Below are 8,448 nucleotides of genomic sequence, written 5' to 3' on the forward strand. Positions count from 1 at the left end.
GACGGGTAACGTCAGGTCTATCCGTGGTTATAGATCAGCAATTCGTGAAGAAGGAAGCGCTTTTATGAACCATCCGGTAAAACCGGGTGCTCAGTCCTCATCGCGCTTGGATTTCGGCGCGTTGAGATTGCGCAGGACATACCATCCGGCCGCGATAACCATAGCCGCCAGGATATACCATGTGATGGCGTAGGAGAGATGGTTGTTCGGGAATGTGAGCAGGGTCTTGCCGCCGACCGGCAGGCCACCTGGATTGGGTGCGGCGTCTGCGTCGACATAAAAGGGTGCGACATCGGACAGGCCGGAGGCCTCAGAGATTTGCGGAATATTCCGGGAATACCAGCGGCCATTCGTCGGATCGTTGGTGCGCAGGAAAAGCCCGCCTGTTTCCGGGCCGCGCATCAGGCCAACGACCTCGACGCGTCCGGCCGGTTGACCTTCCGCGCGGGAGGCCGGGTCACGCTTATCGGAGGGCACGAAACCGCGATTGATGATGATGCTGGACCCGTCGTCGCGCTTCAGTGGTGTCATCACCCAATAGCCCGGTCCCAGATCGGTGACGGTGTAGACCTGAACCTCTTTGTCGTTAAGAAAGACACCTGTCAATTTGACGCGGCGATATTCATAATCGGCGGGATCGGTGAGAGCGGGCCATTCGCCGGTTGCCGGTGCATCGACGGGCTGCGCATGGACCCGCGCTTCGACGCGCTCGATGAGGTCGAGCTTCCAGTACAGGCGCTGGACCTGCCATGTTCCGAGAGCAACAAGGCAGGACGTCAGGACAACGGTCAGGAACAGCACGACGATGGCCGCGGGGCGGACGCGGCGGTTTTCGGATGTGATTTCACTCATCTCAAGTCCTTGCGAGGCGGTTTTTGCCGACGGTTTGTCCGCATCGGGCCATTGGCGCCGCACCAGCCTCGTCCAGCAAATAACCCCATAAATCGCGCCACGATTCATGGGGTTATATGTTGGCGCGGAGGGTGGCCCGCCGGAGAAGCCCGGCGGGCGAAACATCAAATCTGCTCAGGGCAGGTTCTTCACATCTTCGATATGCAGCGGCATCATGTTTTTGTTCATGTTGTACATGACCCAGAGCGAGCCGGAGAGCGTGATCAGGAGGACCACGACGGTGAAGATCAGCGCCATGAAGGTCCAGCCGCCTTCGGATTTGGTGTCCATGTGCAGGAAGTAGATCATGTGCACGAAGATCTGGATGACGCCAAGACCCATAATTGCGATGACAAGCACGGTCTTGTTTTGAACGACGTCACCCATGACCAGCCAGAACGGGATCGCCGTCAGGATGACCGACAGGACGAAGCCGATCATGTAGCTTTTGAACGTACCGTGGCTGGCGCCATCATGGTGGTGATGGTCGTCGCCATGCGCGTGGTGATGTGCGTGTGCTTCGGAACTCATCAAAGAACTCCCATGAGGTAAACGAAGGAGAAGACGCCGATCCAGATGACGTCGAGGAAGTGCCAGAACATCGAAAGGCACATCAGGCGGCGCTTGTTGGCGGCGATCAGGCCGTGCTTGCCGACCTGAACCATCAGCGTCACGAGCCAGATGATGCCGAAGGTCACGTGCAGGCCGTGCGTGCCGACCAGCGCGAAGAAGGACGACAGGAACGCCGAGCGATGCGGGCCGGCACCTTCCTCGATCAGGTGGTGGAACTCGTAGAGTTCGACGGCAAGGAAGGCGAGACCGAAGAGACCGGTGATGCCGAGCCAGACTAGCGTCGTCTTCACCTTCTGCTTTTCCATTTCCAGCATGGCGAAGCCATAGGTGATGGAGGAGAAAAGCAGGAAGCCGGTGTTGATGGCGACGAGCTTGAGATCGAAGAGATCCGCGCCCGAAGGACCGGCCGCATAGCTGCGGCCGAGAACGGCATAGGTGGCGAAGAGCACGGCAAAGATCAGGCAGTCGCTCATCAGATAGAGCCAGAAGCCGATAGACGTACCGTTTTCCGGATGGTGGTCTTCCTTCAGGTAGAAGACCGGTGGTTCAGCGCCGTCGACGCTGTGTGCAGGTGTATGAGCCATGTTTCGTTACGCCTGTTTCGCGAGCAGCTTCGTACGTTCCGCCTCGACGGTCGAAACGTCAGCGGCGGGAATGTAGTATTCGCGATTGTAGTTGAAGGTATGGGCGATCGAGACTGCGATGATGCCGATGAAGGACAGCGCTGCAAGCCACCAGATATGCCACACCAAGGCGAAGCCGAGCACCACGCTGATGCCGCTGATGATCACGCCAGCACCGGTATTCTTCGGCATATGGATCGGGATGAAACCTTCCAGCGGCCGGCTGTAACCGCGCTTCTTCATGTCCGTCCAGGCATCCACATCGTGAATGACGGGCGTGAAGGCGAAGTTGTACTGCGGCGGCGGCGAAGACGTCGACCATTCCAGCGTGCGGCCATTATAGGGGTCGCCGGTCACGTCACGCAGCTGCTCGCGCTTCAGGAAGCTGACGATGAGCTGGATGATGAAGGAGGCAATGCCGAGCGCTATCAGGAACGCGCCGAAGGCAGCGATCACGAACCAGATCTGCAGCGAGTTGTCTTCAAACTGGCTGAGGCGGCGGGTGATACCCATCAGGCCGAGGATGTAGAGCGGCATGAAGGCGAAGTAGAAGCCGACGAACCAGAACCAGAAGGACAGCTTGCCCCAGAACGGATCGAGACGGTAACCGAAAGCCTTCGGGAACCAGTAGACGATACCTGCCAGAACGCCGAAGACCACGCCGCCGATGATCGTGTTGTGGAAGTGGGCGATCAGGAACAGCGAGTTGTGCAGCACGAAGTCAGCAGGGGGAACGGCGAGAAGAACGCCGGTCATGCCGCCGATGACGAAGGTGATCATGAAGCCGATCGTCCAAAGCATCGGCACGTCGAACTTGATGCGGCCCTTATACATGGTGAAGAGCCAGTTGAAGATCTTCGCACCCGTCGGGATCGAGATGATCATCGTCGTGATGCCGAAGAAGGCATTGACGTTGGCGCCCGAACCCATGGTGAAGAAGTGGTGCAGCCACACGAGGTAGGACAGGATGGTGATGACGGCGGTGGCGTAAACCATCGAGGCATAACCGAAGAGACGCTTGCCCGAGAAGGTGGCGACGATTTCGGAGAAGATACCGAAAGCCGGCAGCACCAGAATATAAACTTCGGGATGGCCCCAGATCCAGATGAGGTTGACATACATCATCGGATTGCCGCCGAGGTCGTTGGTGAAGAAATTCGTGCCAGCGTAGCGGTCAAGGGTCAGAAGCGCGAGCGTTGCGGTCAGGATCGGGAAGGAGGCCACGATCAGGATGTTCGAACACAGCGACGTCCAGACAAAGATCGGCATGCGCATCATGGTCATGCCCGGCGCACGCATCTTGATGATGGTCACGATCAGGTTGATGCCCGATAGTGTCGTTCCGACACCGGCGATCTGCAGGCCCCAGATATAATAATCGACCCCGACCCCCGGGCTTCCGTCGATGCCCGACAGCGGCGGGTAGGCGAGCCAGCCTGTCTGCGCATATTCACCGATGAACAGCGAGATCATGGTGATGACGGCGCCGGCCGTGGTCATCCAGAAGGAGAAGTTGTTGAGGAAGGGGAACGACACGTCGCGGGCGCCGATCTGAAGCGGCACGACGAAGTTCATCAGACCTGTGATCATGGGCATGGCCATGAAGAAGATCATGATGACGCCATGGGCCGTGAAAATCTGGTCGTAGTGATGCGGCGGAAGGTAACCTTCCGATCCGCCGGAGGCGATCGCCTGCTGAACGCGCATCATGATGGCGTCGGCAAAGCCGCGCAGAAGCATGACGAGCGCCAGAATGATGTACATGATACCGATCTTTTTGTGATCGATACTCGTAAACCACTCATTCCACAGATAGCCCCACATGCGGAAATAGGTGATGGCGCCGATAACGGCGATGCCGCCCAGAGCCACGGCCGCGAAGGTGGCGACAAGAATGGGCTCGTGAAGCGGGATTGACTCCCAGGTTAGCCGTCCGAACAGGAACGACGTTTGATCGGAGTTGACGACCATTTTAGCCTCTTGCGATTCAAAAACGTATGATCGGCGCGGACTGGCCGCGCCGCAGAATGCCGGGACGGATCGTCAGCCAGCGACTTGTTTCGTTTCCGGCAGCGCCGCGGGTTCGAAAGTCTGACCTTCGATCACAGCCGGGGTAGATTGCGGGCCATTGGCGACGCCGTAAGGTGCAAGCGGTGTGCAGACCACGGAGTTGAGAGCCTTGGCCATGTCGATGCCTTCCTTGCCGCCGCCGCCATTGGCGTCGATATGCATCATGTCGCGCATGCAGAGCTTGTTCGGCTCGACGCAGCGGTTGAGGATGGCGTTGTAGAGTTCCGGATCGACAGAAGCGAAATACTGCACCGGCTCACGCTCGGAAGGCTTGGCGAATTCGAGATATTCCTGACGGCCGAAGCCCTTGCCGCCTTCCTTTGCCTTGGCCACCCACTGGTCGAAGCCCTGCTGGCTGAGACCATGGAACTTGAAGCGCATATGCGAGAAGCCGGGACCGGAGAAGTTTGCCGAGAAGCCGTCATAGACGCCTTCCTTGTTGATCACCGCGTGCAGCTTGGTCTGCATGCCGCCCATCGCGTAGATCTGGCCGGCCAGTGCGGGCACGAAGAACGAATTCATCGCGGTCGTTCCGGTGATCTTGAAGTTTATCGGGACATCGACGGGCGCGGCAAATTCATTGACGCTGCCAATGCCGAGTTCCGGATAGAAGAACAGCCACTTCCAGTCCATCGCCACGACCTCGACCGTCAGCGGTTTGACATCGGCCGTCACCTGACGGTTCTCATCGATCCGCTCCAGCGGGCGATAGGGGTCGAGGCGGTGGGTGGAAATCCAGGTTACCGTGCCGAGCATCAGGATGATGGCGACCGGCGCAGACCAGATCACCATTTCAAGCCGCGTGGAATGATGCCACTCGGGGTCGTAATCTTCCGCTTTCGCCGATTCACGGTACTTCCATGCGAAGAACAGCGTGAGGACGATGACCGGAACGATGATCAGCAGCATCAAGACAGTGGACGTGATGATAAGATCGCGCTGCTGGATGGCGACGTCGCCCGATGGATTCATGACAACGAGGTTGCAGCCGCTGAGCAGCAACAGAGCCGGGATCGCCAGAAGGGCGGATGGGAGTTTTTTGATCATGCGCACGTTCTTTGAACTCGTACAGTTTGGATTAGGCTGCGGAATAATTGCCAAACATCATTTCTGGAATGAGGTATATTGTCGCGGTGCAGCGAAAGCGTTGCGATGCACCATAAGCGGCAGTTCTGCTCAAAGGCGGAGTGGCTGCATTATCGCACGCTGGGCCTGACCGGCAACCCTTTATTTTCAAACTTCAATTGACGTTACGTAGGGTGCGTGTGACAATCCGCCGCATAGTAACGCAACGGAAGAGGAGCCGGCGCGTTACAGGGAATGGTTCGTCCATGACGCAGGAGGGATATTATGAGTTATACCAATGCTGCTCCATCCTTTGGGCAGGCACCGGAAGCAAACGGGGCTGGCCCCGTCAGGGTCGATCCGGATCGCATCACGATTGCCGTCATTCTCGCGAGAATGACCGAATTTTTCGATTTTTTCATCTATGCCATCGCCTCTGCGCTCGTCTTCCCACACGTGTTCTTCTCCTATGCAGATCCACTGACGGCCACCCTTTATTCCTTCGCTGTTTTCTCCCTTGCCTTCATCGCACGGCCGATCGGCTCGCTCATCTTCCTCCAGATCGACCGTAAATTCGGCCGCGCCGTGAAGCTGATGGCGGCTCTGTTCACGCTCTGTGGCTCCACCATGGCGATCAGTTTCCTGCCTTCCTATGCGGAAGTCGGCATGCTCGCACCGATCCTGCTCGCCGTCTTCCGTATCGGCCAGGGTCTTGGACTGGGTGGTGCATGGGATGGTCTCGTCTCGCTGCTTGCGATGAATGCACCACCGAAACAGCGCGGCTGGTACGCCATGATGCCGCAGATCGGCGCCGCCATGGGCTTCGGCCTCGCCAGCGCCTTCTTCATTGTCTTCGTGACGCAGCTTTCCAATGCGGAATTTCTCGCCTGGGGTTGGCGTTTCCCCTTCTTCGTGGCGCTGGCGCTGAATGTGCTTGCGCTCTTTGCCCGCCTGCGGATGATCGTGACGCCGGAATTCCAGTCCATGCTGGAGCAGCATGAGTTGGAACCACGGCCCATGTTCAAGATGTTGCGGTCGCAGTTTCCAGTCGTGGTCACGGGTGCTTTCGTGCCTCTGGCCAGCTTTGCGCTCTTCCACCTCGTCACGGTTTTTCCGCTCAGCTGGGTGTCGCTCAATACCAGCCAGCGTGTGTCCGACTTCCTCTTCGTGCAGTTCGTCAGCGCCATCATCGCTGGTGGCATGATCGTGATCTCGGGCGTTCTCGCGGATCGCATCGGCCGACGGAAGCTTCTGGCCATCGCAGCGGTGCTGATTGGCCTTTTCAGCCTCGTGGCGCCTATTCTCCTGGGGTCTGGTGATATCGGCCGTTATCTCTTCGTGTTGATCGGCTTCTCCTTGCTCGGCCTGTCCTTTGGTCAGGCGGGCGGAGCGCTCGCCTCGCGCTTCAGCCGTGAGTACCGCTACACCGGCGCCTCGCTGACGTCGGATGTGTCCTGGCTCATCGGCGCCGGTTTCGCACCGCTCGTCGCGCTCGGATTTTCGTCCAAGTTCGGCCTTTTCGCCGTCGGTATTTACCTGATGTCGGGCGCACTTTGCACGCTTATCGCCCTATGGTTCAGCCGCACGCTGGATATGCCGTCGGAGTAAATGGGGCTTTGACATCACCCGCAGCCATGACGCCGCGGAATCCTACCGGATTTCGCGGCGCTCCTGTCACACCTATCCGGATGAGTTTCGAGTTTTCATCCACGGGCGGCCGGAACCGCCATACTCACATCTCGGCTTAGCAATTGGTGCAGGCCGTTTCGGCGTCGCGCTGCTTGAAGAAGTAGTCCCGACTTATCGTGATCGATTTTGTGCCTGATGAGGCGATATCGGGCATGAACATCATCAAGTCATGTGGAATGGAAAGTTCGACATGGATAAGGAAACTGTCCGCGAGTTGCAATCGGGTCGGAACGGCCACTGGCGAGCCGACCGCATAGGGTCTCTGATTTTTCTCATCCCATGACCACACGATTTTGGCCTGCTTCTGCGCATCGATCTTGATGCCGCTGACCTTCAGTTGCAGGCCTTTGATGCTGTAGGGTGCAAATATGGCTGCGGCGACATCCTGCATGCCGGCCAGATAGGTTTTGTCGACCGAACCTGTTTTCGATATCAGGTCATTGATGCTCGCTGCTGCAGTGCTCGCCCGTTTGTAGGTGTTGTAGCCGATCGTCAATTCAAAGGACGTCAAGTAAAGTGCGAGCAATATCGGAAAGATAATCGCGAACTCGATTGCACCCACGCCCCGTTTGTCGCGGGCAAAGCGCAACGCGAGAGCGACAAGACGTTGTTTGCCGTTTGCTGCCGCGGATAGTAGCCCCGCCATCATGAGCCCCCGCTCGTCGTGTATTTCTCGTTCATGAACGCGCTCGTTGCAACGATGAGAAAATGCGAGGGCATGGAGCCATCGACGGGCCTTATCTTCGTAAGATAAGGCCGGATGATATCGGCGACGACGCGCCATCGATAATAGACGCGCAACATGTTGATGGTTTCCGGTCCGCCCGGCTTGAAGCCGAACTGGGCCGTGTCGAGGTCATAATATTCGCCATAGGCCTTCAGTGGTATCGTGGTCGGAATATCCTTGAAGGCGGCGAAGGAGCGAAGATCGATGTAAAGCTTCTGTTCTTTCTCGATCTCACCGTCGCAGTTGATCATGATGGAGACTTCATCGCAGAAATTCTTGCGGAAATCCGCTTTCGAGATCGAGCTGCTGATCTGGCCCGTCCTCAGGCGCCGGCCCATTGTCTCCGTCGCGTTCACGACGACCTGTTCGGCCATCATGGCAATGAAGGTTTCGAGGATTGCAAACACGACGAGGAAATAGGGAATGGCGAGGATCGCGAATTCGATGGCTGCTGTCCCGTCGCGCGAGACGCCGAATTTTTCCAGCAATGGCTTCAGTCTGGCCAGTCGCATAGGGGTCTATCTCTGAGAATATGCGGCAAGCGCAACCGTTGAATTGTTGCGGACGATAACCACCCCATGTTTAGATTCTATTACTTCGATAAACTATACTTTATTGAATTCCGAATTTGGTACGCCCCACAGCAAAAAGCCTGGCTCAGGGCCAGGCTTTTCGAGAATGGATGGAGCAGACGCTTAATCCGCATCGGCCCGGGCGAGCACCTCCAGCGTCGGCGTGGAGGTGATGTTGTAGCCGCAATCCACATAGTGGCATTCGCCGGTCACGCCGCGGGACAGGCTGGACAGCAGA

At 57.6% G+C, this 8,448-nt stretch carries 8 protein-coding genes and 1 pseudogene; 1 reads left to right on the forward strand and 8 read right to left on the reverse strand.

The window, feature by feature from the left end; all coding sequences use genetic code 11:
* Positions 1–90 precede the first annotated feature (90 nt).
* The 5 genes from ACUTJJ_RS08715 to cyoA form a co-directional block, all read right to left on the reverse strand.
* Positions 91–852: an SURF1 family protein gene (locus ACUTJJ_RS08715; protein WP_445541893.1), complete on the reverse strand. Its 762-nt coding sequence runs from the start codon at positions 850–852 to the stop codon at positions 91–93.
* Positions 853–1,026: 174 nt separating this feature from the next.
* Complete coding sequence (gene cyoD / locus ACUTJJ_RS08720; protein WP_063949372.1) at positions 1,027–1,422, reverse strand: cytochrome o ubiquinol oxidase subunit IV; 396 nt, start codon at positions 1,420–1,422, stop codon at positions 1,027–1,029.
* Positions 1,422–2,048: a cytochrome o ubiquinol oxidase subunit III gene (gene cyoC / locus ACUTJJ_RS08725; RefSeq protein WP_144576227.1), complete on the reverse strand. Its 627-nt coding sequence runs from the start codon at positions 2,046–2,048 to the stop codon at positions 1,422–1,424. The genes cyoD and cyoC overlap by 1 nt, the downstream gene beginning before the upstream one ends.
* A 6-nt stretch (positions 2,049–2,054) precedes the next feature.
* Positions 2,055–4,058, reverse strand: a complete 2,004-nt coding sequence (cyoB, locus tag ACUTJJ_RS08730; protein WP_144576226.1) for a cytochrome o ubiquinol oxidase subunit I — start codon at positions 4,056–4,058, stop codon at positions 2,055–2,057.
* Between the two features lie 72 nt (positions 4,059–4,130).
* Positions 4,131–5,204, reverse strand: a complete 1,074-nt coding sequence (gene cyoA, locus ACUTJJ_RS08735; protein ID WP_445541894.1) for a ubiquinol oxidase subunit II — start codon at positions 5,202–5,204, stop codon at positions 4,131–4,133.
* 303 nt (positions 5,205–5,507) lie between these two features.
* Between cyoA and ACUTJJ_RS08740 the strand changes: the two genes are divergently transcribed.
* Positions 5,508–6,830, forward strand: a complete 1,323-nt coding sequence (locus ACUTJJ_RS08740) for an MFS transporter (RefSeq protein ID WP_063949376.1) — start codon at positions 5,508–5,510, stop codon at positions 6,828–6,830.
* 136 nt (positions 6,831–6,966) lie between these two features.
* Here the strand turns inward: ACUTJJ_RS08740 and ACUTJJ_RS08745 are convergent, their stop codons facing one another.
* The 3 genes and pseudogenes from ACUTJJ_RS08745 to ACUTJJ_RS08755 form a co-directional block, all read right to left on the reverse strand.
* Positions 6,967–7,560, reverse strand: a complete 594-nt coding sequence (locus ACUTJJ_RS08745) for a TadE/TadG family type IV pilus assembly protein (protein ID WP_063949377.1) — start codon at positions 7,558–7,560, stop codon at positions 6,967–6,969.
* Entirely contained in the window at positions 7,557–8,150 is a 594-nt protein-coding gene (locus ACUTJJ_RS08750) for a TadE/TadG family type IV pilus assembly protein (protein WP_144576222.1), read from the reverse strand. Before ACUTJJ_RS08750 ends, ACUTJJ_RS08745 begins: the two co-directional genes overlap by 4 nt.
* Before the next feature lie 183 nt (positions 8,151–8,333).
* A pseudogene (locus tag ACUTJJ_RS08755) lies at positions 8,334–8,448 on the reverse strand (enoyl-[acyl-carrier-protein] reductase FabI); the annotation flags it as partial.

Source organism: Agrobacterium sp. DKPNP3, assembly GCF_052686535.1.

Excerpts from the sequence above, each read along its gene's own strand:
- ACUTJJ_RS08740 (WP_063949376.1), top strand. The coding sequence starts at position 5,508 with ATGAGTTATACCAATGCTGCTCCATCCTTTGGGCAGGCACCGGAAGCA.
- ACUTJJ_RS08715 (WP_445541893.1), bottom strand. The coding sequence starts at position 852 with ATGAGTGAAATCACATCCGAAAACCGCCGCGTCCGCCCCGCGGCCATC.
- cyoB (WP_144576226.1), bottom strand. The coding sequence starts at position 4,058 with ATGGTCGTCAACTCCGATCAAACGTCGTTCCTGTTCGGACGGCTAACC.
- ACUTJJ_RS08745 (WP_063949377.1), bottom strand. The coding sequence starts at position 7,560 with ATGATGGCGGGGCTACTATCCGCGGCAGCAAACGGCAAACAACGTCTT.
- cyoD (WP_063949372.1), bottom strand. The coding sequence starts at position 1,422 with ATGAGTTCCGAAGCACACGCACATCACCACGCGCATGGCGACGACCAT.
- cyoC (WP_144576227.1), bottom strand. The coding sequence starts at position 2,048 with ATGGCTCATACACCTGCACACAGCGTCGACGGCGCTGAACCACCGGTC.
- ACUTJJ_RS08750 (WP_144576222.1), bottom strand. The coding sequence starts at position 8,150 with ATGCGACTGGCCAGACTGAAGCCATTGCTGGAAAAATTCGGCGTCTCG.
- cyoA (WP_445541894.1), bottom strand. The coding sequence starts at position 5,204 with ATGATCAAAAAACTCCCATCCGCCCTTCTGGCGATCCCGGCTCTGTTG.